Source organism: Variovorax sp. GW531-E2 (assembly GCF_059423125.1).
The window spans coordinates 1-19907 of record NZ_JBWKXQ010000054.1 but is presented as its reverse complement, the minus strand read 5'-3'; the positions used below and the strand labels follow the sequence as shown (position 1 = coordinate 19907).

Genomic DNA, 19907 nt, shown 5'->3' with positions numbered 1-19907 from the left:
CCCGCCTTCCCTAGGATTTCTGGCAATGGGGGCAGTAATAAGTAGAGCGCTGCCCCTGTTTCAGTTGCCGGATCGGCGTGCCGCACACCCGGCACGGCTCGCCCGCGCGGCCGTAGACGGTCGCTTCGAGCTGGAAGTAGCCACTTTGCCCGTCCACGTTCGAGAAGTCGCGCAAGGTGCTGCCGCCCTTCTCCACCGCCCGCGCCAGGATGTCCCGCACCGCCGCATGCAGCTTCGCCGCGCGCGGCCGGCTGATGCGCGCGGCCGACAGGGTCGGGCGGATGCCGGCGATGAACAGCGCCTCCGACGCGTAGATGTTGCCCACGCCCACCACCACGTCGCCCGCGAGCAGCACCTGCTTGATGGCCGTGCGGCGTTTCTTCAGCCCGGCATGGAAGGCGTCGAGGTCGAAGGCATCGCCCAGCGGCTCCATGCCCAGTCCGCCGAGCAGCTTGAGGGCCCAGGGCGCCTCTTCATCGTCCACGTAGACCACGGCGCCGAAGCGGCGCGGGTCGTTCAGCCGCAGGGTCCCGAGTTCGGTGACCAGATCGAAGTGGTCGTGCACGCCGGGCTCCGGCAGGTGGATGTCGAAGCGCAGGCTGCCCGACATGCCCAGGTGCAGCAGCAGCAGCCCGCGGTCCAGGTCGATGAGCAGGTACTTGCCGCGACGGCGCACCTCGCGCACGCGGCGCCCGACCAGCGCCTGCGGCACCACCATCAGCGCCCAGCGCAGCGGCTTGCCGATGCGCACGGACTCGATGCGCGCGCCGGCGATGCGATCGGCAAAGCCGCGCCGGGTGACCTCGACTTCGGGTAGTTCAGGCATGAAAAGTAAAACTCCGGCAGCGACGAAGCCCCATGCGGCGCTCGTTCAAATGGCTGGATTATTATGGTCAGATGAACCCATCGCCCCGCCGTCACCGCCTTGCGGCGGCCGCGTCTCTCGTGCTGCTTGCCTACACAACGCACGCACAGTCTCTTGAACCCACCGCCGCCGGCAACCCGCCTCCCGTCATCGAGCGCACGGCACCGCCGAAGCCGCCGGTGCGCCCCCGGACGACCCCTGCGGCAGCCAAGCCGGCCGCCGAAGCCGCGCAGCCGTCGGCGCTGACGGCCGACCTGTTCTATGAAATTCTCATGGGCGAGATCACCGCCCGCTCCGGCGACCCCGGCTCCGGCTATTCGCTCGTGCTCGACGCGGCCCGACGCCTGCGCGACGGCAAGCTGTTCCAGCGCGCGGTCGAAATCGCGCTGCAGTCGCGCTCCGGCGACGCCGCCATTTCCGCGGCGCGCGCCTGGCAGGAAGCACTGCCCAATTCGCGCGATGCCCGGCGCATCGAGTTGCAGATCCTGATCGCACTGAACCGCATCAGCGAAACCGTCGAACCGCTGCGCGCCGAAGTGGCCGCCACCTCGCAGATCGAACGCCCCCTGCTGATGGCGGTGATCGCGCGCACCTACGGCCGCGCCGCCGACAAGAAGCTGGCCGCCTCGGTGGTCGAGCAGGCGCTGGTCGATGAACTCAAGAGCCCGACCACCGGCGGACTGGCCTGGGCCACCGTGGGCCGGCTGCGCCTGAACGCCGGCGACCCCTCGGGGGCGCTGGATGCCGCGCGCAAGGGGCAGGCCATCGATCCGTCGTCCGAGGCGCCCTCGGCGCTGGCGCTCGAGCTCATCGACCCGGGCCAGCCGCTGGCCGAGCCGATCGTCACGCGCTACCTCGCCAACAACCCCAAGGCCTCGCCCGACCTGCGCATCGCGTACGCACGCACGCTGGTCGAGAACCGCCGCTTCAGCGACGCCACCACGCAGTTGCAGACCCTGACCGCCGCGCGCCCCGAGCTCGCGGAGCCCTGGCTGCTGCTCGGCAGCCTGCAGATGCAGGCCCGCCAGGAAGCGGCGGCCGAAACCTCGCTCAAGCGCTACGTCGACCTGATGACAGCGCCGGGCCAGAGCCAGGACGCCGGTGACGTCGCGGACCGCAAGCGCGGGCTGACGCAGGCGTATCTCGTGCTCTCGCAGCTGGCCGAGCGGCGCAAGGATTTCCAGGCGGCCGACCGCTGGATCACGCGCATCGACAGCACTGACAACCAGAGCGCCATCCAGGGTCGCCGCGCCAGCCTGCTCGCGAAGCAGGGCAAGCTGCCCCAAGCCCGCGAGCTGCTGCGCGCGCTGCCCGAGCGTACGGCGGAGGAACGCAAGCAGAAACTGCTGGCCGAAACCCAGCTGCTGCGCGAAGCCAAGCAATACCAGGCCGCCTACGACCTGCTGGCCCAGGCCTCGGCCGCCGCGCCGGACGACGGCGACCTCGTCTACGACCAGGCCATGATGGCCGAGAAGCTCAATCGCCTGGACGACATGGAGCGGCTGCTGCGCCGCCTGATGACGCTCAAGCCCGAGAGCCAGAATGCCTACAACGCGCTGGGCTACTCCTTTGCCGATCGCAAGATCCGGCTCGACGAGGCCCGCACGCTCATCCAGAAGGCCGTGCAGCTCGCGCCCGAAGACCCGTTCATTGCCGACAGCCTGGGCTGGGTCGAGTTCCGGCTCGGCAACACGGCGGAGGCGATCCGCATCCTCGAGGCGGCCTACAAGACGCGGCCCGACCCCGAGATCGGCGCGCACTTCGGCGAAGTCCTGTGGTCGGTCGGCCAGAAGGACCGCGCCGTCGCGATCTGGAAAGAATCGCTGCTGACCGACGCCGAGAACGAGACGCTGCAGGAAACCCTCAAGCGCCTGCGCGTCAAACCCTGAATGGCATCGATCACGCACACGGCTCCCGCGCGGGGCGATGGGTCCTTCACCCGCCGCGCGGCGCTGGGCACGGGCGGCGGTGCACTGCTGCTGTGGCTCGCGGGCTGCGCCCAGCTCTCGGGCGGCCCGACAGCCGCGCCCGGGCGATCGGCCAGCTGGAGCGGGCGCATGTCGCTGCGCATCGACAGCGAACCGGTCCAGACCTTTGCCGCCCTGTTCGAGCTGCGCGGCTCGGCCGAAACCGGCGACCTGACGCTGACCACGCCCATCGGCAGCACGCTCGCGCAACTGCACTGGGCGCCGGGTGAAGCCCTGCTGAAGAACGGCAGCGAGACCCGCCGCTACGACTCCGTCGACGCGCTGATCGAAGCCGCCACCGGCGCCGCCATTCCGGTGGGCGCCCTGTTCGGCTGGCTCGACGGCCGCGCCGACCCCGTGCCCGGCTGGCGCGCCGACCTGGGCCAGCTGTCGAACGGCCGCCTGCAGGCCACGCGCGAATCTCCGGCGCCCCGGGCAGACCTGCGCATCGTGTTCGAACGCTCATGAAGGCGATCTACGACCTTCCCGCGCCGGCCAAGCTGAACCTGTTCCTGCACATCACCGGGCGGCGCGACGACGGCTATCACCTGCTGCAGTCGGTCTTCATGCTGATCGACTGGTGCGACACGCTGCACGTCGAGCTGCGCAACGATGGCCAACTGAGCCGCGAAGACCTCACCACGCCGCTGCCGGCCGACGACCTCGTGCTGCGCGCCGCCCGTGCGCTGCAGGCGCATGCCGCGCCCGGCCAGGGCGCGCACATCGGCATCGCCAAGCACGTGCCGGCGCAGGCGGGCATGGGCGGAGGGTCGTCGGACGCGGCCACCTGCCTGCTCGCGCTCAACCGCCTCTGGAACCTGAACCTGCCGCTGTCGCGCCTGGCGCAGATCGGGCTGAAGCTGGGTGCGGATGTGCCTTTCTTCCTCGGCGGACGCAACGCCTGGGTCGAGGGCATCGGCGAGGAAATCACCCCCGTGAACCTGCCGCCGGCACGCTTCGTGGTGGCCAAGCCACCCGAGGGACTCGATACCCGATTAATTTTTTCTGCGGATGATTTGGAACGGGCAACTCCTGTTGCTATAATCTCAGGCTTTGCTGCAGATAGCGAACAGCTAGAAGCCACAAACCTCGGTAACGGGGTTTACGACTTCGGTCACAACGACCTGCAGCCGGTTGCCCAACGGCTTTGCCCCGCAGTCACCGACGCCATCGAATGGCTCGGACTGCAAGGATTGAAGGCCCGGATGACCGGCTCCGGAAGTTCGGTGTTCGCGAAGATGCCGCAATTGCCGCAGGAAGCGGAACTGCTCGAAGCCCCCCGGGGATGGCAGGTTCGACAATGCGACAATCTGGCAGTTCATCCACTCTGGGGATGGGCAGCCTGAAGAGATAATCGGAACGCTCTGCGGTTCGATGCGACATATATCGGTGGATGGTGCAAACCATCAACCTGTGTAGGGGAGTCGCCAAGCTGGTTAAGGCACTGGATTTTGATTCCAGCATGCAAAGGTTCGAATCCTTTCTCCCCTGCCAAATCTCTCAAACTGCGGCCTGATGGCCGCAGTGCTTCTTTTGCAGTCCACCGGCTGCAATAATCGGCGGCCCACACAGGCCGCCACGACTCGAAACCTTTGGCGGCTTTCCCGCAAGCCCATTTGCACTGCCCGGACGCGCTCATGCAGGCCAATCACCCTGACTTTTTGGTTTTCACCGGCAACGCCAATCCCGGCCTTGCTGCAGAAATCGCGCACAACCTCGGCACCTCGCTGGGCGCCGCACGCGTCGGTCGCTTCTCCGACGGCGAAGTCACCGTCGAGATCAATCAGAACGTCCGTGCCCGTGACGTGTTCGTGGTGCAGTCGACCTGCGCGCCGACCAACGAAAACCTGATGGAACTGCTGATCATGGTCGACGCGCTCAAGCGCGCCTCGGCCGAACGGATCAGCGCCGTGATTCCCTACTTCGGCTACGCCCGCCAGGACCGCCGCCCGCGCTCGAGCCGCGTGCCGATCTCGGCCAAGGTGGTCGCCAACCTGCTGGAAACCGTGGGCGTCGAGCGCGTGCTCACCATGGACCTGCACGCCGACCAGATCCAGGGCTTCTTCGACATTCCGGTCGACAACATCTACGCCTCGCCCGTGCTGCTGGGCGACCTGCGCCAGAAGAACTACGAAGACCTGATCGTGGTTTCGCCCGACGTCGGCGGCGTGGTGCGCGCCCGTGCGCTGGCCAAGCAACTGAACTGCGACCTCGCCATCATCGACAAGCGCCGCCCGAAGGCCAACGTCAGCGAAGTCATGAACGTGATCGGCGAGATCGACGGCCGCAACTGCGTGATCATGGACGACATGATCGACACGGCCGGCACGCTGGTCAAAGCGGCCGAAGTGCTGAAAGAGCGCGGCGCCAAGAGCGTGTACGCCTACTGCACGCACCCGATCTTCTCGGGCCCGGCCATCGAGCGCCTCTCCAAGGGCACGGCCCTGGACGAAGTGGTCGTCACCAACACCATCCCTCTTTCCGATGCGGCCGTCGCGTGCGGAAAGATCCGCCAGCTCTCCGTGGCACCGCTGATCGCCGAAACGATCCAGCGTATTGCCAAGGGCGAGTCGGTGATGAGTTTGTTCTCGGACCAGGACAACCTGTTCTGAGCTGAGAGCGAAAAAGCAGGCCTCCTTCGGAGGCCTTTTTGAACCGGAGTCGCACTGGTCGCGGTGGACTCTCACAGGAGCTAGTTATGAAATTCGTCGCTTATGAGCGCGCAAAGCAGGGCACGGGTGCGAGCCGCCGTCTCCGCATCACGGGCAAGACCCCGGGCATCGTCTACGGTGGTGACACCCAGCCGCAACTGATCGAAATCGATCACAACGCGCTGTGGCACGCCCTGAAGAAGGAAGCCTTCCACTCGTCGATCCTCGAAATGGACCTCGCCGGCGCCGTCACCAAGGTGCTGCTGCGCGACGTGCAATACCACCCGTTCCGCCAGCTGGTGCAACACATCGACTTCCAACGCGTCGATGCCAAGACCCGCATGAACATGAAGGTGCCGCTTCACTTCAAGGGTGAAGAAGAGTCCGACGCCGTCAAGCTGGATCACAACCTCGTGAACCACGTGATGACCGAGCTGGAAATCAACTGCCTGCCCAGCGATCTGCCTGAATTCATCGAGATCGACCTCTCGGGCCTGAAGAAGAACGCCACGCTGCACGTCAACGACATCAAGCTGCCCAAGGGCGTGAAGTTCGTGAGCCACGGCAAGACCAACCCCGTCATCGTGTCGGCCGTGCCGCCGCTGGTCTCGGAAGAGCCCGCACCCGCTGCCGAAGGCGCTGCTGCCGAAGGCGCTGCTGCTGCCGCTGGCAAGCCCGCCGCCAAGACGGCCAAGAAGAAGTAATCCTCTTTCTTTCCGTCCGCGAACAGAAGGCCCGCCTCGTGCGGGCCTTTTGCTTTGGGGGGCGGCGAGATAATTCCCGCCATGATCAAGCTGTTTGTCGGCCTCGGAAACCCGGGCCCTGAGTACGAAGCCACGCGCCACAACGCCGGCTTCTGGTGGATCGACGCCCTTGCGCGCGACTGGAAGCTCAACCTCGTGCCCGAGCGCGGCTACCACGGCCTTGCGGCACGCGCGAACATCGGCGGCCAGAGCATCTGGTTGCTGGAGCCGCAGACCTTCATGAACCTGTCGGGCAAGTCGGTGGCCGCGCTGGCGCGCTTCTTCAAGATCGCCCCCGACGAAATCCTCGTGGTGCACGACGAACTCGACGTGGTGCCCGGCCAGGCCAAGCTCAAGTTCGGCGGCAGCCATGCGGGCCACAACGGCCTGCGCGACATCCACGCCCAGCTCGGCACCGGCGACTACTGGCGCCTGCGCCTGGGCATCGGCCATCCCGGCGTGAAGTCGGAGGTGGTCAACTGGGTGCTCAAGAAGCCGCTCAAGGAACAACGTGAAGCGATCGAAGACGCCATCGTGCGCACCCTGCATGCCGCCCCCGCGCTGGTGGCCGGCGAGATGGAAAAAGCCACGCTGATGATTCACACGAGCAAACCGCCGCGGCCCAAGCCGCCGAGGCGGGAGCCCGGCGACGGAGGCACGACGCCTGCCGCCACCTAGCCGGCCACGGGAGTGCAGGGAGGGAGAGCAAACAAAAAATGAGAAAAAGAAGAACGACGACGAAGAACAAGAAGACCGCCGGCACGGCGGCAATCGCTATGTTTTCAATAGCACTGGCTACCGTATCCATGGGCGCTTCAGCCCAGACCTGGCGATGCGGCAACACCTACTCCGACCAGCCGTGCGAAGGCGGGCGGACCGTGAAGGTGGACGACCGGCGCAGCGATGCGGACCGCAGGGCGTCGGAAGACGCCACGCGCCGCAACGAACACAGCGCAGGTCGGCTGGCACGCCACCGGGAGTCGCAGGCGCGGGAGGCGCTCGGCCGGCGCAATCCAACGACCTTCGATGCGGGGCGCTTCGCCTCAGGCGCGCAACCGCTCACGCCCGCCGAACAAGCCGCCCAGGCCCGCCAGCGCAAGCACACGGCCGAGCCCCGCCCGACGAGCGCGCGCTTCAACAGTCCTTCGACCGGCGACGAGGCGCCGAAGGACACAGGCAAGAAGAAAAAGAAGAAGAAACCCGGCTCAGAGGGCGCCGGCTGACGACGACGGCGAGGCGGCATCCGAAGCTGGCGCTGCCGCCTTGTCCGCCGTGAGGCGCACGTACTTCTGCATCAGCGTCTCGCGGGACTCCACATGCGCCGGGTTCACCGGGATGCAGGCCACCGGGCAGATCTGCACGCACTGCGGCTCATCGAAGTGGCCGACGCATTCGGTGCACTTGTGCGGATCGATCTCGTAGAACTCGGCGCCCATGTAGATCGCATCGTTCGGGCACTCGGGCTCGCAGACATCGCAGTTGATGCATTCGTCGGTGATCATGAGGGCCATCCCCCGATTATCGGCGGACCGAGCGAAGGCCTCCCAGCAGACCCTGCGGAGCCCCCGCCAGCGTCAGGGCGGTCCGGCGAGGAGCGACAAAGTTCACAGTCGAGGCACGGTTGTTGCACCAGTCAGTTATGCTGCGGCCCGCCCCATGAGTCTGTTTCTATTCAAGCGCATCGCCACGCTGATCGGCACCCTGATCGGCGCCTCGGTCATCGTTTTCCTCGTCCTCGAGATCCTGCCCGGCAACGCCGCGCAGATGCTCATGGGCCCCGACGCCTCGCCCGACGCCGTCGCCGCCCTGGCCACCAAGCTCGGCCTCGACCAGCCCGCCTGGGCCCGCTACTGGCACTGGATCGGCGGCCTGCTCACCGGCAACCTCGGTGACAGCTACGCCTACAGCTCGCCCGTCGTCGACCTGATCCTGGAACGCCTGGCCCTCACCGTGCCACTGGCCGTGATGGCGATGGCCCTGACCGTCGTCATCGCCCTGCTCGTGGGCGTGACGGCCGCGGCACGCCACAACAAGCTGGGCGACGTCGGCCTCATGGGCATGGCGCAGGTCGGTATCGCCATCCCCAACTTCTGGTTCGCGATCCTGCTGATCCTTGTGTTCTCGGTGCAGCTGCAGTGGTTCTCTGCGGGCGGCTTCGAGGGCTGGGGTGAAGGCATCTTCGCGGGATTGAAATCGCTGCTGCTGCCGGCGCTCTCGCTGGCCGTGGTGCAAGCGGCCATCCTCGCGCGCATCACGCGCTCCGCCGTGCTCGAGGTCATGCGCGAAGACTTCGTGCGCACCGCGCGCGCCAAGGGCGTGTCGCAGCGCATGGTGCTGTGGACCCATGTGCTGCGCAACGCGATGATCCCCGTCATCACCGTCATGGGCATGCAGTTCTCCGAGCTGCTGGCCGGCACCATCGTGGTGGAGAACGTGTTCTACCTGCCCGGGCTGGGCCGCCTGATCTTCCAGGCCATCAGCAACCGCGACCTGATCGTGGTGCGCAACTGCGTGATGCTGCTCGCGGCCATGGTGGTCATCGTGAACTTCGTGGTCGATGTGCTCTATGCCGTGATCGACCCGCGCATCAAGGCGAGCGACGTATGAGCACGACCACCGTTCCCAGCGCCGTCGCGCTCAAGGTGCCGGGCTTCTGGCGCCGCGCCCTGCACCACCGTAGCTTTGCGATCGGCGGCGTGCTGAGCCTGCTGCTGCTGATCGCTGCCGTGCTCTCCCTGGTCTGGACGCCCTGGTCGCCCTACGCGATGGACATGGCGAACAAGATGCAGGGGCCCTCGGCCACGCACTGGCTCGGCACCGACGCCTTCGGGCGCGATGTGGCCTCGCTGCTGCTCGTGGGCGCACGCGCGTCCATCCTCGTCGGCGTGATCGCCGTAGGCATCGGCCTCGTGGTCGGCACGGCGCTGGGACTGCTCGCTGCCGCGAGACGCGGCTGGGTCGAAGAAGCGGTGATGCGCCTGTCGGACTTCACGCTGGCCTTCCCCGCCATCCTCTCGGCCATCATGATGACGGCCGTGTTCGGCGCTGGCATCGTCAACGCCATCATCGCGATCGGCATCTACAACATCCCGACGTTTGCGCGCATCACGCGCGCCTCGGCCAACGCGATCTGGTCACGCGAATACGTCGCCGCCGCACGCGCCTGCGGCAAGGGCAGCTTCGCGATCACGATGCAGCATGTGCTGCCCAACATCTCGGCCGTGCTCATCGTGCAGATCACGATCCGCTTCGCCATCGCCATCCTGGCCGAGGCGGCGCTGTCGTACCTCGGCCTCGGCACGCAACCGCCGCAGCCCTCGTGGGGCCGCATGCTCAGTGAAGCCCAGACCCTCATGTTCCAGCAGCCGCTGCTCGCGGTGTTCCCCGGCATGGCCATCGCCCTCGCGGTGCTCGGCCTGAACCTGATGGGCGACGGCCTGCGCGACCTGCTCGATCCGCGCCTGGCGCGCGCGAGGTAAACAAGCACGCCATGGCGCTTCTCGAAGTCAACGACCTCCACATCGGCCTGCAGACGCAACGCGGGCCGGCCGAAGCCGTGCGCGGCGTTTCCTTCTCGCTGGAGCGCGGCGAAACGCTGGGCATCGTCGGCGAGTCGGGCTGCGGCAAGTCGATCACCGTCATGTCGCTCATGGGCCTGCTGCCGTCCACCGCGAAGGTCACGGGCAGCATCCGCTTCGATGGCACCGAGCTGGTCGGGCGCGACGAGAAAGACATGTGCCAGATCCGCGGCAACCGCATCGGCATGATCTTCCAGGAGCCGATGACGGCGCTGAACCCGGTGCACACCATCGTGCGCCAGGTCGGTGAACCGCTGCGGCTGCACCGCGGCCTCTCGAAAGCCGAGGCGCGCAAGGAAGTGCTCGCGCTGCTCGACCGCGTCGGCATTCCCGACGCCGCCTCGCGCCTCGATGCCTACCCGCACCAGTTCTCGGGCGGGCAACGCCAGCGCATCGGCATCGCGATGGCGCTGGCCTGCGGCCCCGACCTGCTGATCGCCGACGAGCCCACCACTGCGCTCGACGTGACGATCCAGAAGCAGATCCTGGAGCTCATCCAGGGCCTCGTGGCCGAGCGCGGCATGGCGCTCATCCTGATCTCGCACGACCTCGGCGTGATCTCGCAGACGGTCTCGAAGATGCTCGTGATGTACGGCGGCAGCGTGGTCGAGAGCGGCCCCACCGACGCCGTGTTCGCCAAGCGCGCCCACCCCTACACGCAAGGCCTGTTCGCCGCGCGCCCCGCCATCGGTGCACCGCGCGGCCTGCGCCTGGCCACCATCCGCGGCAGCGTGCCCGAGCTGGTCGACCTGCCACCGGGCTGCCCGTTCGCAGGCCGCTGCGCCTACACAGTCGACGCCTGCCACACCAAGCGGCCGTCCGCCACGGTGCTGCCGCCGGACCACGCGGTGCGCTGCATGCGTCTCGAAGAAATTGCAGCCGCGCAGGCTGTTGCGCCATGAATCCATCGACCCCGTTGTTGCAGGTGACCGACCTCGTGCGGCATTACGCCTTGCCGCGCGAAAAGCTCTTCGGCCCGCCGCCCACCGTGAAGGCGCTCAATGGCGTGAGCTTCGAGATGCAAGCCGGCAAGAGCGTGGGTATCGTCGGCGAATCGGGTTCGGGCAAGTCGACCATCGCGCGCCTCGTGATGGCGCTGGACACGCCCACCTCGGGCAGCGTCGCGCTCGAAGGCCGCAACCTGCACGCGCTCTCGAAGGCCGAGCTGCGCACCGCGCGGCGCGACTTCCAGATGGTCTTCCAGGACCCGTACGGCTCGCTCGATCCGCGCCAGACCGTGGCGCGCATCGTCGCCGAGCCGCTCGAAGCACTCGCCGAAACGCGCCGCGCCGAGCAGCGCGAACGCGCCGCCGAAGCGCTCGCGGCCGTCGGCCTGCGCACCACCGACCTCGACAAGTACCCGCACGAGTTCTCCGGCGGCCAACGCCAGCGCATCGCCATCGCACGTGCGCTCATCACGCGCCCCAAGCTCATCGTCGCCGACGAACCCGTGAGCGCACTTGACGTGTCCGTGCAGGCCCAGGTGCTCAACCTCATGCAGGACCTGCAGCAGCAGTTCGGCATCAGCTATTTGCTCATCAGCCACGATCTCGCGGTGGTCAACCACCTGTGCGACGACGTGTGCGTGGTGTTCAAGGGCCAGATCGTGGAGCAGGGGCCGCCGGCTGAGCTGTTCCATCACGCGCAGCATCCGTACACCCGCACCCTGCTGTCGGCGGTGCTGCACACGCCGCCAGGCGGCACGCTGCGCGCGGCCTGAAAACCAGGGTCCGGCCCTCGGACAAATCGGTCATGAGCATCTGGTGGCGCGAGGCCCTGGCTTCGCGCAAGATCGCTCGCCCATCCGGGAACGTCCCGAGGAAAAACCGCCCGCGCCGGCGCGCACCGGAGGGCCTGCTGCGAGAGAATGATTCGCTGCACGTGGCATCTTTCGTGCTGTGTGTCTTTCTTTCGTGGCGCTGCGCTTCCCCCTGGGGCACGGTGCGCGCCGAAGCAGTCATTCGACACTGACCGTTTTCCGGAGATCACCCCGTATGTTGAACCGTCGCACGCTCCTTACCACCGCCGGCGCCACCGTCGCCCTGGCCACCCCGCTGGCCGGCATGGCGCAGGGCCGCAAGGACGCCATCGTGATCGGCATGGCCCTGGAGCCGCCGGGCCTGGACCCGACCACCGGCGCCGCCGCCGCCATCGCCGAGGTCGTGCAGTACAACATCCTGGAAACGCTGACCAAGATCAACGTCGACGGCAGCGTCACGCCGCTGCTGGCCGAGAGCTGGGAAATCTCGCCCGACCTGAAGACCTACACCTTCAAGCTGCGCAAGGGCGTGAAGTTCCAGAACGGCGAGCCCTTCAACGCGTCCACCGTCAAGTTCGCGTTCGACCGCGCCGGCGGCGAAAAGAGCACCAACAAGGACAAGCGCACCTTCGCCAACCTCGCCACCCAGGTGGTCGACGAGCACACGGTCGTGGTCATCAACAAGGAGATCGACCCTGACCTGCCCTTCGTGCTGGGCCAGGCCACGGCCGCCATCGTCGAGCCCAAGAGCGCCGAGGGCAACGCCACCAAGCCGATCGGCACCGGCCCCTACAAGCTGGACAACTGGGCCAAGGGCTCGTCGATCACGCTGAGCAAGTGGGAGGGCTTCCGCGCCCCCGCCGTCGCCAAGATCAACAAGGTCACCTTCCGCTTCATCTCGGACACCGCCGCGCAGGCCGCCGCCGTGCTCTCGGGCGACGTGGACGTGTTCACGCGCATCGGCACGCGCGCCGTGCCGCAGTTCCGCAACAACCCGCAGTTCCAGACCATCCTGGCCGGTTCGCGCGCCAAGACCATCCTCTCGATCAACAACAAGAAGAAGCCGCTCGACGACGTGCGCGTGCGCCGCGCGATCCTCGCGGCCATCGATCGCAAGGCGTTCATCGAGGGCGCGGCCGACGGCCTGGGCGTGCCGATCGGCAGCCATTACGTGCCGGGCGCCGCGGGCTACATCGACACCACGGGCATCAACCCCTTCGACATCGAGAAGGCCAAGAAGCTGCTCGCCGAAGCCGGCGTGAAGACCCCGCTCGAACTGCGCATGACCCTGCCCCCGCCGCCGTACGCGCGCCAGGGCGGCGAAGTCATCGTGGCCCAGCTCGCCAAGATCGGCATCAACGTGAAGATCCAGAACGTCGAGTGGGCGCAGTGGCTCAGCGGCACCTACGGCAACAAGGACTACGACCTGTCGATCATTTCGCACGTCGAGCCTTTCGACCTGGGCAACTACGCCAAGCCCGACTACTACTGGGGCTACCAGTCGAAGGCCTTCGACACGCTGTTCGACAAGATCAAGTCCACCGGCAACGCGGCCGAGCGCAACAAGCTGCTGGGCGAGGCGCAGAAGCTGCTGGCCACCGACGCGGCCAACGGCTTCCTCTACCAGCCGCAGTTCCCGACCGTGGCCAAGAAGAACGTCAAGGGCCTCTGGAAAGAGAACCCGATCTTCGTGAACGACCTGTCGGCCCTGTCGTGGGGATGAGCCCCGCAGTGCCTGACCCTTCCCTGCCTTTGTTGAGCGACCTGTCGGCGCAGGAGCTGTCTGCGGCCTACCGCGAGAAGCGCCTGTCGCCGGTCGAGGTGACGCGCGCCGTCATCGCGCGCATCGAGCACTGCGAGCCCCGGCTGCAGGCCACGTGGCTGTTCCGGCCCGAGGCCGCGCTGGAGCAGGCGCGTGCCTCGGAGCAGCGCTGGCAGCGCGGCGACGCGCGCGGCCCGCTCGACGGCGTGCCGACCACGATCAAGGAAAACATCGCCACGCGCGGCGACCCGCTGCCCGCGGGCACCGCCGCCGTCGACCTCATGCCCGCGGCGGCCGACGCCCCGCCGGCCGCGCGCCTGAAGGAGGCCGGCGCGGTCATCGTCAGCAAGACCACCATGCCCGACTACGGCATGCTGTCGTCGGGGCTGTCGAGCTTTCACACGCTGGCGCGCAACCCCTGGGACCTGCGCCGCACGCCGGGCGGTTCCAGTGCCGGCGCCGGCGCGGCTGCCGCCGCAGGCTACGGCCCGCTGCACTTGGGCACCGACATCGGCGGCTCGCTGCGGCTGCCCGCCAGCTGGTGCGGCATCTTCACGCTCAAGCCCAGCCTGGGACGCATCCCGATCGACCCGCCCTACATGGGCCGCGCCGCCGGCCCCATGACGCGCACCGTCGGCGATGCCGCGCTCATGATGCAGGCGCTGGCCCGGCCTGACGCGCGCGACAGCATGAGCCTGCCCGCGCAGGACATCGACTGGGCCGCGTTCGACGTCGCGCCCGACCACCTGCGCGGCCTGCGCATCGGCCTGCTGCTGGACGCCGGCTGCGGCCTCGCAGTGGAACCCGAGATCCAGGCCGCGGTCGAGCAGGCGGCGCGCCTGTTCGAAAAGGCCGGCGCCACGGTCGAGCCCATGCAGCCCTTCATGTCGCAGGCCCTGCTCGACGGCATGGACCATCTGTGGCGCATGCGCTCGCTGGTGGACCTGAAGGCCCTGCGCCCCGACCAGCGCGCCAAGGTGCTGCCCTACATCCGCGAATGGGCCGAGAGCGCCGCCGAGTTCAGCGGCGAGCATGTGTTCCGCAGTTTCAGCCAGTTCCACGCCACGCGCGTCACCACGGTGAACGCCTGCGCGCGCTTCGACTACGTGATCTCGCCGGTGTCGCCCAACATGCCGGCAGCGGCCGAGGCGCCCTCGCCCACCAACGACCCGCTGCGGCCGCTGGAGCACATCGGCTTCACCGTGCCGTTCAACATGTCGGAGCAGCCGGCGGCGTCGGTGAACTGCGGCTACTCGGCCGGCGGTTTGCCGATCGGGTTGCAGATCGCGGGACAACGCTTCGACGACCTCGGCGTGCTGCGCGTGGCGCGCGCGTTCGAGCAGATCCGGGAAGTGCAGCGGCCCTGGCCGCAGCTCTGAGCACGGCCTTCAGGCCAGCTGCAACGACAGCATCTCCCGCGCCCGCGTCACGAACGCGGTCTCGCCCCGCCGCGCAGGCAACCACTGGAACGCCACGCGCGGCAGCGCCGGCAGCCCGTGGGGCGGCGCGAGCCGCGCGAGGCCTTCCCCGATCGCCGATTCGTTGAGGCAGGCCACGCCCAGGCCCGCGGCCAGGGCCGACTGCAGGCCCGCCACGCCTGATGCCACGTGCGCCAGCACGTAGGGCACGCGGCGGCGGCGCAGCAGGGACACGGTGAACTGGTGCAGCGAGCAGGTGTCGGGCAGCGCCAGCAGCCGCACCGGCTCGCCGCGCACGAGACGCAGGCCGGTCGCGCCGAGCCAGGCCAGCGATTCGCGCCGCAGTACGGCACCGCTGCCGGCCGCGGCTGCATTGGCCCCCGCGATGTTCATGGCCAGCCCCACGTCGAAATCGCCGTGCGCGTAGGCGGTGCGCAGCGCGTCGCTCTTCAGGATGGTCACGTGCAGCCGCACCTGCGGATAGCGCTCGCCGAGCCGGCCCAGCAGGCGGGTGAGGTCGCCGGGGCGGAAGTAGTCGGTCACGGCCAGCCGCAGCTCGCCCTGCAGCGTTTCGCCGCGCAGGTCGCGAAAGGCCTCGTCGCTCAGCGCGAGGATGCGCCGCGCATGCCCCAGCAACCGCAGGCCCGCCTCGGTGGGCGCCACGCCGGCCTTGCTGCGCGTCAGCAGCGACTGGCCGGCGCGCTCCTCGAGCTTGCGGATCTGCTCGCTCACCGAGGACTGCGACAGGTACACGCGCGGCGCCGCGGCCGTGAGGCTGCCGGCGTCGGCCACCGCCACCAGGGTGCGCAACTGTTCGAGGTCGAAGCCTTGCATGGTGCCTGCCTATCCATTCGCTGATCCGATGGATTCCATCATATCTTCCCGCTTTTCCGATGACGAGAGGAATCCCACAATCACCCCATCGACCACCCGTTCTTCAACGCAAAAGGAGTCCACCATGCCCCACATCGTCGTCCACCTCTCCGGCCAGCCTGACGCCGCCCTCACCCGCAAGACCGTCGACACGGTCGCCGAGCTCACGCAGAGCGTGCTGGGCAAGGCGCTGCCGGTCATCGCCGTCACGGTGCAGTACATCGCCGCCGACAGCTGGTTCATCGGCGGCAAGTCGCTGGCCGAACTCGGCAAGTCGGCCTTCCACCTGGACATCAGCGTGACCGACGAGACCAACACCAAGGCCGAGAAGGCGCGCTACCTGCGCGAGGTGCACGCGGCCATGGCGCGGCTGCGGCCCGACCTGCACGAGGTCTCGTACATCCATGTGATCGATGCGCGCGCCGCGGCCTACGGCTACGGCGGCCAGACGCAGGAGTACCGCCACCAGCAGGCGGGTGTCTAGGGCGTCTCACAGGGACTTGAAAGACGCCGGGGGCGTGGCACCATGCCGCCATGCCCTCCCACGGAACCCCGCACGCCGCCGACAGCCTCGGCAATCCGCTCACGCTCGACGACGCCGACAGCCTCGCCTTGGTCGACGACTTCGTCATGGGCTTTCTCTCGACCGAGGCGCGCGCCGTGAACCTTCTGGCGCTGGCCGAACGCGATGCCAGCCCGATCGTGCAGGCCTACTGCGCGACGCTGCACCTGTTCGCCGAATCGCGCGAGGCCGCGGCCAACGCGCAGCCCTTCCTCGACAAGGCCCGCGCCGGTGCGGCCCGCGCCACGCCGCGCGAGCAGCGCTACATCGCCGCCGTCCAGGCCTGGGCCGACGGCGACGTCGGGCGCGCCATCGCGCTGCACGCCGAGCAGGCGCGCGAGCATCCGCGCGACCTGGTGTCGGTGAAGCTGGGCCAGTACCACTGCTTCAACACCGGCGACTGCCCCGGCATGCTGCGGCTGGCGCTCGCGGCGCTGCCGGCCGCGGCCGAGGTGCCCTACGTGCACGGCATGGCGGCCTTCGGCTACGAGCAGTGCCACCTGCTGCGCGAGGCCGAGGCCAGCGCGCGCCACGCGATCGGCCTGTGCCGCAAGGAGCCCTGGGCACACCATGCGCTGGCGCACGTGATGCTCACCGAAGGCCGGCTGGCCGAAGGGCTGGCGTTCATGCAGGGCGTGAGCGACACCTGGACCGGGCTCAACTCCTTCATGGTCACGCACAACTGGTGGCATGTGGCGCTGTTCCTCATCGACCTGGGCCGCGACGCCGAAGCGCTCGCGGTGTACGACGAGCACGCCTGGGGCGTGGTGAAGGACTACTCGCAGGACCAGATCGGCGCCGTGTCGCTGCTCGCGCGGCTCGAGCTGGCGGGCATCGACGTCGGTGCGCGCTGGGACGACGTGGCCGATCACCTGCGGCAGCGCCAGGCCGACCATGTGCTGCCCTTCCTCGACCTGCAGTACCTCTACGGCCTCGCGCGCGCCGGCCGGCCCGAGGCGCAGGTGCTGCTGCACAACATCGAGGCCTTCGCGCCCGCGGCGCCGGCGTCCACGCGCGCCGCGTGGCAGCGCGTGTGCGTGCCGGCCGCGCGCGGCCTCGTGGCCCATGCGCACGGCGACGTGGCGGGTGCGGTCGAGGGCCTGGGCATCGCGCTGCCGCGCATGATCGAGATCGGCGGCAGCCATGCGCAGCGCGACCTGTTCGAGCAGCTGTACCTCGACGCGCTGGTGCGCACCGGCACCGAGTCCGCGCTCGCAGGCGCGCAGGGCCTGCTGCAGCAGCAGCTCAACGGCCAGCCCGAATCGCTGCGGCTGCGGCGGCAGGCGGACGCGGTCTACGCGCGACTGGGGCTCGGGCAGATCACGGCGCGCTGAGCGGCGCGCGGCACCACCCATGCCTTCCGGTCATGGGGCGTGCCGCAAAAGGAATTAACGGCTGCGCGGGAGCGGCTCCTAAACTGGCCGCTCCTCCCGCTCTCCTCCCGTTCGCCCATGCAGCGCTCCCTCGTCACGCTGGCCGTTCTCGCGGCCCTTGCCTCGCCCTTCCACACCACCGCCGCTGAAGCCCCCGTCGAGCTCGACCTGCTGCTGCGCGGCGGCACCGTCTACACGGGCGACAGCGACACGCCCGTGGTCGGCGACGTCGGCATCGCGGGCGACCGCATCGTGTTCGCGGGCCGCGCCATGCCGGCGCAGTTCAGCGCGCGCCGCACCATCGACGCCACCGGCCTCGTGGTGGCGCCCGGCTTCATCGACGCCCACACGCACGCCGACGCCGACCTGCTCTCGAGCGACGCGCGCAAGCGCCTGAACATTCCCTTTCTCACGCAGGGCGTGACCACGGCCGTGATCGGCAACGACGGCTTCGGCGGCTACGACATCGCGGCGCAGACGCAGAAGCTGCGCGCCGTGCCGGTCGGCACCAACGTCGCGATGTATGCGGGCTTCGGGCCGCTGCGCATCAGCCAGCTCGGCGAGGCCAACCGCGCCCCCACGCCCGCGCAGATGGACACCATGAAGCAGCACCTGGCCCGCGCGATGTGCGACGGCGCGCTCGGGCTGTCGACGGGCCTGTTCTACCCGCCGCAGAATTTCTCGAAGACCGAGGAGGTCATCGACCTCGCGAAGGTGGCGGCTGCGCACGGCGGCCTGTACGACAGCCACATCCGCGACGAGTCGATGTACAACGTCGGCCTCAAGGGCTCGATCGACGAGGTGATCCGCATCGGCCACGAGGCGAAGCTGCCGGTGCATGTGGCGCACATCAAGGCGCTGGGCGTGGCGGTGCAGGGCCAGAGCGGCGACATCATCCGGCGCATCGAGAAGGAGCGCGCCGCGGGCCTGGCCATCACGGCCGACCACTACCCCTGGACCGCGTCGAGCACGCGCTTCTCGGCCGCGCTGCTGCCGCCCTGGGCCAACGAAGGCGGCCGCGCGGCCACGCTGCAGCGCTTCGACGACGCGGCGCAGCAGGAGCGCCTGCGCAAGGACATGCGCGAGAACCTGCGCCTGCGCGGCGGGCCCGAGGCCATCCTGTTCTCGGCCGGCAGCACGAAGTACGTGGGCAAGACGCTGGCCGACGTGGCCAAGGCCTCGAACGCCGACCCGGTCGACGCCGCCATCGCGGTGCTGCGCGACGGTGACCTGATGATCGCCTCGTTCAACATGAGCGACGACGATGTGCGCGCCTTCATGAAGCGGCCGTGGGTCATGACCTCGTCCGACTCGTCGCTGGGCCATCCACGCGCCTACGGCACCTTCGCGCGCAAGTACGACCAGTACGTGGTGAAGGAGCGCGCGATCTCGCTGGCGCAGTTCATCCGCAGCAGCAGCGCGTACACGGCCGACACGCTGGGCCTCGTGCAGCGCGGCCACCTGCGCCCCGGCTACCACGCCGACGTGGTGGTGTTCGATCCGAAGCGCTTTGCGGCCAAGGCCACCTACACGCAGCCGACGCTGCTGTCCGAGGGCGTGGTCACGGTGCTGGTGAACGGCCGCCTCGCGGTGGACGGCGGCCAGCCCACGGGCGTGGGCGCCGGCGTGCCGCTGCTGCGCACGCCGAAGCCGGGCAGCTGCCCGGCCTGAATCAGTCCTTCTTCAGGTGCCGCCGCTGGTCGTAGGTCGGCTGCGGCGGCAGGTCGGCGAGGTGGCGCGTGTCGGCCCACTCGACGATCTCGATGGCGTCCGGCGCGGCCGGGTCGGCGATGCGGATGCGGTTGAAGCCCGCGTTCGGAATTTCGCTCTGGCGCGGGCCGCTGAGGCTCAGGCCGCGCGCGGTGCGCCACACCATGTCGAGCACGCCGCCGTGCGTGACGACGATCAGGCGCTGGCCGCGATGTGCAGCGGCGACCGTGCCGAGCGCGCCGATCACGCGCGCATGGAACTCGCGCGCGCTCTCGCCCTGCGGCATGGCATGGTCTTCGCGGAACTCCAGCCACTCTTCCCAGGCACGCGGATGCTGGCTCTGGATCTCGTCGGCCCGCATGCCCTCGACCACGCCGAAGTGCTGCTCGCGCAGCGCCACCGAGGTGACGACCGGCAGCGCCAGCTGCTGCGCCGCGGGCGCCGCGGTCTGCTGGGCGCGCATGAGGTCGCTGCTGATGAGGTGCCGTGCCGTCTCGCCCGCCAGACGCAGGCCGAGGCGGCGCGCCTGCTCGTGGCCGATGTCGTTGAGCGGGACGTCCGCGTGGCCCTGGAAACGCAACTCGCGGTTCCAGGCGGTTTCGCCGTGGCGGATCAGGATGAGGTCGGTGGGGGCGGAGTCGGGGGT

Annotated in this window: 20 protein-coding genes and 1 tRNA gene; 17 read left to right on the top strand and 4 right to left on the bottom strand. The window is 68.7% G+C overall.

The genetic code is table 11. From position 1 onward, the window contains the following. Positions 1 to 10 precede the first annotated feature (10 nt). The gene (gene mutM / locus AC07XP_RS24715; RefSeq protein ID WP_070061998.1) at positions 11 to 826 is read right to left on the bottom strand and encodes a bifunctional DNA-formamidopyrimidine glycosylase/DNA-(apurinic or apyrimidinic site) lyase; all 816 of its coding nucleotides are present in this window, start codon (positions 824 to 826) and stop codon (positions 11 to 13) included. A gap of 71 nt (positions 827 to 897) precedes the next feature. Here mutM and AC07XP_RS24710 point away from each other — a divergent pair, with 71 nt between their 5' ends. The 8 genes from AC07XP_RS24710 to AC07XP_RS24675 all read left to right on the top strand — a co-directional run bounded on the left by AC07XP_RS24710 (position 898) and on the right by AC07XP_RS24675 (position 7449). After that, a complete protein-coding gene (locus tag AC07XP_RS24710) occupies positions 898 to 2754 on the top strand; it encodes a tetratricopeptide repeat protein (protein WP_159273013.1) in 1857 nt (618 codons plus the stop codon). Further along, positions 2755 to 3300: a lipoprotein insertase outer membrane protein LolB gene (locus tag AC07XP_RS24705; protein ID WP_369630043.1), complete on the top strand. Its 546-nt coding sequence runs from the start codon at positions 2755 to 2757 to the stop codon at positions 3298 to 3300. Beyond that, positions 3297 to 4178, top strand: coding sequence for a 4-(cytidine 5'-diphospho)-2-C-methyl-D-erythritol kinase (gene ispE / locus AC07XP_RS24700; protein ID WP_070061996.1), 882 nt, complete (start codon positions 3297 to 3299; stop codon positions 4176 to 4178). The genes AC07XP_RS24705 and ispE overlap by 4 nt, the downstream gene beginning before the upstream one ends. A 71-nt stretch (positions 4179 to 4249) precedes the next feature. Beyond that, positions 4250 to 4326, top strand: a tRNA-Gln gene (locus AC07XP_RS24695). 143 nt (positions 4327 to 4469) lie between these two features. After that, positions 4470 to 5444 carry a ribose-phosphate pyrophosphokinase gene (locus AC07XP_RS24690; protein ID WP_062476346.1) on the top strand — a complete coding sequence of 325 codons (975 nt, stop codon included), beginning with the start codon at positions 4470 to 4472 and terminating at the stop codon, positions 5442 to 5444. 86 nt (positions 5445 to 5530) lie between these two features. Beyond that, positions 5531 to 6187 (top strand): 50S ribosomal protein L25/general stress protein Ctc, encoded by a 657-nt coding sequence (locus AC07XP_RS24685; protein WP_062476274.1) that lies wholly within the window; start codon positions 5531 to 5533, stop codon positions 6185 to 6187. An 81-nt stretch (positions 6188 to 6268) separates the two neighbouring features. Next, the gene (pth, locus tag AC07XP_RS24680) at positions 6269 to 6904 is read left to right on the top strand and encodes an aminoacyl-tRNA hydrolase (RefSeq protein ID WP_095949172.1); all 636 of its coding nucleotides are present in this window, start codon (positions 6269 to 6271) and stop codon (positions 6902 to 6904) included. Between the two features lie 38 nt (positions 6905 to 6942). Beyond that, the gene (locus AC07XP_RS24675) at positions 6943 to 7449 is read left to right on the top strand and encodes a hypothetical protein (RefSeq protein ID WP_495266169.1); all 507 of its coding nucleotides are present in this window, start codon (positions 6943 to 6945) and stop codon (positions 7447 to 7449) included. On the opposite strand, the gene AC07XP_RS24670 is transcribed toward AC07XP_RS24675, so the two are convergent. Next, on the bottom strand, positions 7432 to 7737 hold the full coding sequence (locus AC07XP_RS24670) for a YfhL family 4Fe-4S dicluster ferredoxin (RefSeq protein ID WP_495266168.1): 306 nt from the start codon (positions 7735 to 7737) through the stop codon (positions 7432 to 7434). The genes AC07XP_RS24675 and AC07XP_RS24670 overlap by 18 nt on opposite strands. A 145-nt stretch (positions 7738 to 7882) precedes the next feature. Here AC07XP_RS24670 and AC07XP_RS24665 point away from each other — a divergent pair, with 145 nt between their 5' ends. From AC07XP_RS24665 to AC07XP_RS24640, 6 genes are all read left to right on the top strand, one after another. Next, the gene (locus AC07XP_RS24665; protein WP_495266167.1) at positions 7883 to 8833 is read left to right on the top strand and encodes an ABC transporter permease; all 951 of its coding nucleotides are present in this window, start codon (positions 7883 to 7885) and stop codon (positions 8831 to 8833) included. Then, positions 8830 to 9705 carry an ABC transporter permease gene (locus tag AC07XP_RS24660; RefSeq protein WP_062481348.1) on the top strand — a complete coding sequence of 292 codons (876 nt, stop codon included), beginning with the start codon at positions 8830 to 8832 and terminating at the stop codon, positions 9703 to 9705. Before AC07XP_RS24665 ends, AC07XP_RS24660 begins: the two co-directional genes overlap by 4 nt. Before the next feature lie 11 nt (positions 9706 to 9716). Then, the gene (locus AC07XP_RS24655; RefSeq protein WP_495266166.1) at positions 9717 to 10706 is read left to right on the top strand and encodes an ABC transporter ATP-binding protein; all 990 of its coding nucleotides are present in this window, start codon (positions 9717 to 9719) and stop codon (positions 10704 to 10706) included. Beyond that, complete coding sequence (locus AC07XP_RS24650; RefSeq protein ID WP_495266165.1) at positions 10703 to 11524, top strand: ATP-binding cassette domain-containing protein; 822 nt, start codon at positions 10703 to 10705, stop codon at positions 11522 to 11524. Before AC07XP_RS24655 ends, AC07XP_RS24650 begins: the two co-directional genes overlap by 4 nt. Positions 11525 to 11798: 274 nt before the next feature. Next, the gene (locus tag AC07XP_RS24645) at positions 11799 to 13286 is read left to right on the top strand and encodes an ABC transporter substrate-binding protein (protein WP_159275445.1); all 1488 of its coding nucleotides are present in this window, start codon (positions 11799 to 11801) and stop codon (positions 13284 to 13286) included. A gap of 23 nt (positions 13287 to 13309) precedes the next feature. Then, positions 13310 to 14704: an amidase gene (locus AC07XP_RS24640; RefSeq protein ID WP_495266179.1), complete on the top strand. Its 1395-nt coding sequence runs from the start codon at positions 13310 to 13312 to the stop codon at positions 14702 to 14704. Between the two features lie 9 nt (positions 14705 to 14713). Here AC07XP_RS24640 and AC07XP_RS24635 read toward each other — a convergent pair whose 3' ends face one another. Beyond that, entirely contained in the window at positions 14714 to 15577 is an 864-nt protein-coding gene (locus AC07XP_RS24635) for a LysR family transcriptional regulator (protein WP_495266164.1), read from the bottom strand. 124 nt (positions 15578 to 15701) lie between these two features. On the opposite strand from AC07XP_RS24635, the gene AC07XP_RS24630 reads away from it, so the two are divergent. From AC07XP_RS24630 to AC07XP_RS24620, 3 genes are all read left to right on the top strand, one after another. Beyond that, positions 15702 to 16100: a tautomerase family protein gene (locus AC07XP_RS24630; protein ID WP_062481337.1), complete on the top strand. Its 399-nt coding sequence runs from the start codon at positions 15702 to 15704 to the stop codon at positions 16098 to 16100. Between the two features lie 50 nt (positions 16101 to 16150). Next, entirely contained in the window at positions 16151 to 17512 is a 1362-nt protein-coding gene (locus tag AC07XP_RS24625; protein WP_495266163.1) for a tetratricopeptide repeat protein, read from the top strand. Between the two features lie 117 nt (positions 17513 to 17629). Beyond that, positions 17630 to 19222 carry an N-acyl-D-amino-acid deacylase family protein gene (locus tag AC07XP_RS24620; protein ID WP_495266162.1) on the top strand — a complete coding sequence of 531 codons (1593 nt, stop codon included), beginning with the start codon at positions 17630 to 17632 and terminating at the stop codon, positions 19220 to 19222. Between the two features lies 1 nt (position 19223). On the opposite strand, the gene AC07XP_RS24615 is transcribed toward AC07XP_RS24620, so the two are convergent. Further along, positions 19224 to 19907: histidine phosphatase family protein (locus AC07XP_RS24615; RefSeq protein ID WP_492742733.1), on the bottom strand; the 684-nt coding region annotated here is incomplete at its 5' end.

Excerpts from the sequence above, each read along its gene's own strand:
- mutM (WP_070061998.1), bottom strand. The coding sequence starts at position 826 with ATGCCTGAACTACCCGAAGTCGAGGTCACCCGGCGCGGCTTTGCCGAT.
- AC07XP_RS24710 (WP_159273013.1), top strand. The coding sequence starts at position 898 with ATGAACCCATCGCCCCGCCGTCACCGCCTTGCGGCGGCCGCGTCTCTC.
- AC07XP_RS24705 (WP_369630043.1), top strand. The coding sequence starts at position 2,755 with ATGGCATCGATCACGCACACGGCTCCCGCGCGGGGCGATGGGTCCTTC.
- ispE (WP_070061996.1), top strand. The coding sequence starts at position 3,297 with ATGAAGGCGATCTACGACCTTCCCGCGCCGGCCAAGCTGAACCTGTTC.
- AC07XP_RS24690 (WP_062476346.1), top strand. The coding sequence starts at position 4,470 with ATGCAGGCCAATCACCCTGACTTTTTGGTTTTCACCGGCAACGCCAAT.
- AC07XP_RS24685 (WP_062476274.1), top strand. The coding sequence starts at position 5,531 with ATGAAATTCGTCGCTTATGAGCGCGCAAAGCAGGGCACGGGTGCGAGC.
- pth (WP_095949172.1), top strand. The coding sequence starts at position 6,269 with ATGATCAAGCTGTTTGTCGGCCTCGGAAACCCGGGCCCTGAGTACGAA.
- AC07XP_RS24675 (WP_495266169.1), top strand. The coding sequence starts at position 6,943 with ATGAGAAAAAGAAGAACGACGACGAAGAACAAGAAGACCGCCGGCACG.
- AC07XP_RS24670 (WP_495266168.1), bottom strand. The coding sequence starts at position 7,737 with ATGGCCCTCATGATCACCGACGAATGCATCAACTGCGATGTCTGCGAG.
- AC07XP_RS24665 (WP_495266167.1), top strand. The coding sequence starts at position 7,883 with ATGAGTCTGTTTCTATTCAAGCGCATCGCCACGCTGATCGGCACCCTG.
- AC07XP_RS24660 (WP_062481348.1), top strand. The coding sequence starts at position 8,830 with ATGAGCACGACCACCGTTCCCAGCGCCGTCGCGCTCAAGGTGCCGGGC.
- AC07XP_RS24655 (WP_495266166.1), top strand. The coding sequence starts at position 9,717 with ATGGCGCTTCTCGAAGTCAACGACCTCCACATCGGCCTGCAGACGCAA.
- AC07XP_RS24650 (WP_495266165.1), top strand. The coding sequence starts at position 10,703 with ATGAATCCATCGACCCCGTTGTTGCAGGTGACCGACCTCGTGCGGCAT.
- AC07XP_RS24645 (WP_159275445.1), top strand. The coding sequence starts at position 11,799 with ATGTTGAACCGTCGCACGCTCCTTACCACCGCCGGCGCCACCGTCGCC.
- AC07XP_RS24635 (WP_495266164.1), bottom strand. The coding sequence starts at position 15,577 with ATGCAAGGCTTCGACCTCGAACAGTTGCGCACCCTGGTGGCGGTGGCC.
- AC07XP_RS24630 (WP_062481337.1), top strand. The coding sequence starts at position 15,702 with ATGCCCCACATCGTCGTCCACCTCTCCGGCCAGCCTGACGCCGCCCTC.
- AC07XP_RS24625 (WP_495266163.1), top strand. The coding sequence starts at position 16,151 with ATGCCCTCCCACGGAACCCCGCACGCCGCCGACAGCCTCGGCAATCCG.
- AC07XP_RS24620 (WP_495266162.1), top strand. The coding sequence starts at position 17,630 with ATGCAGCGCTCCCTCGTCACGCTGGCCGTTCTCGCGGCCCTTGCCTCG.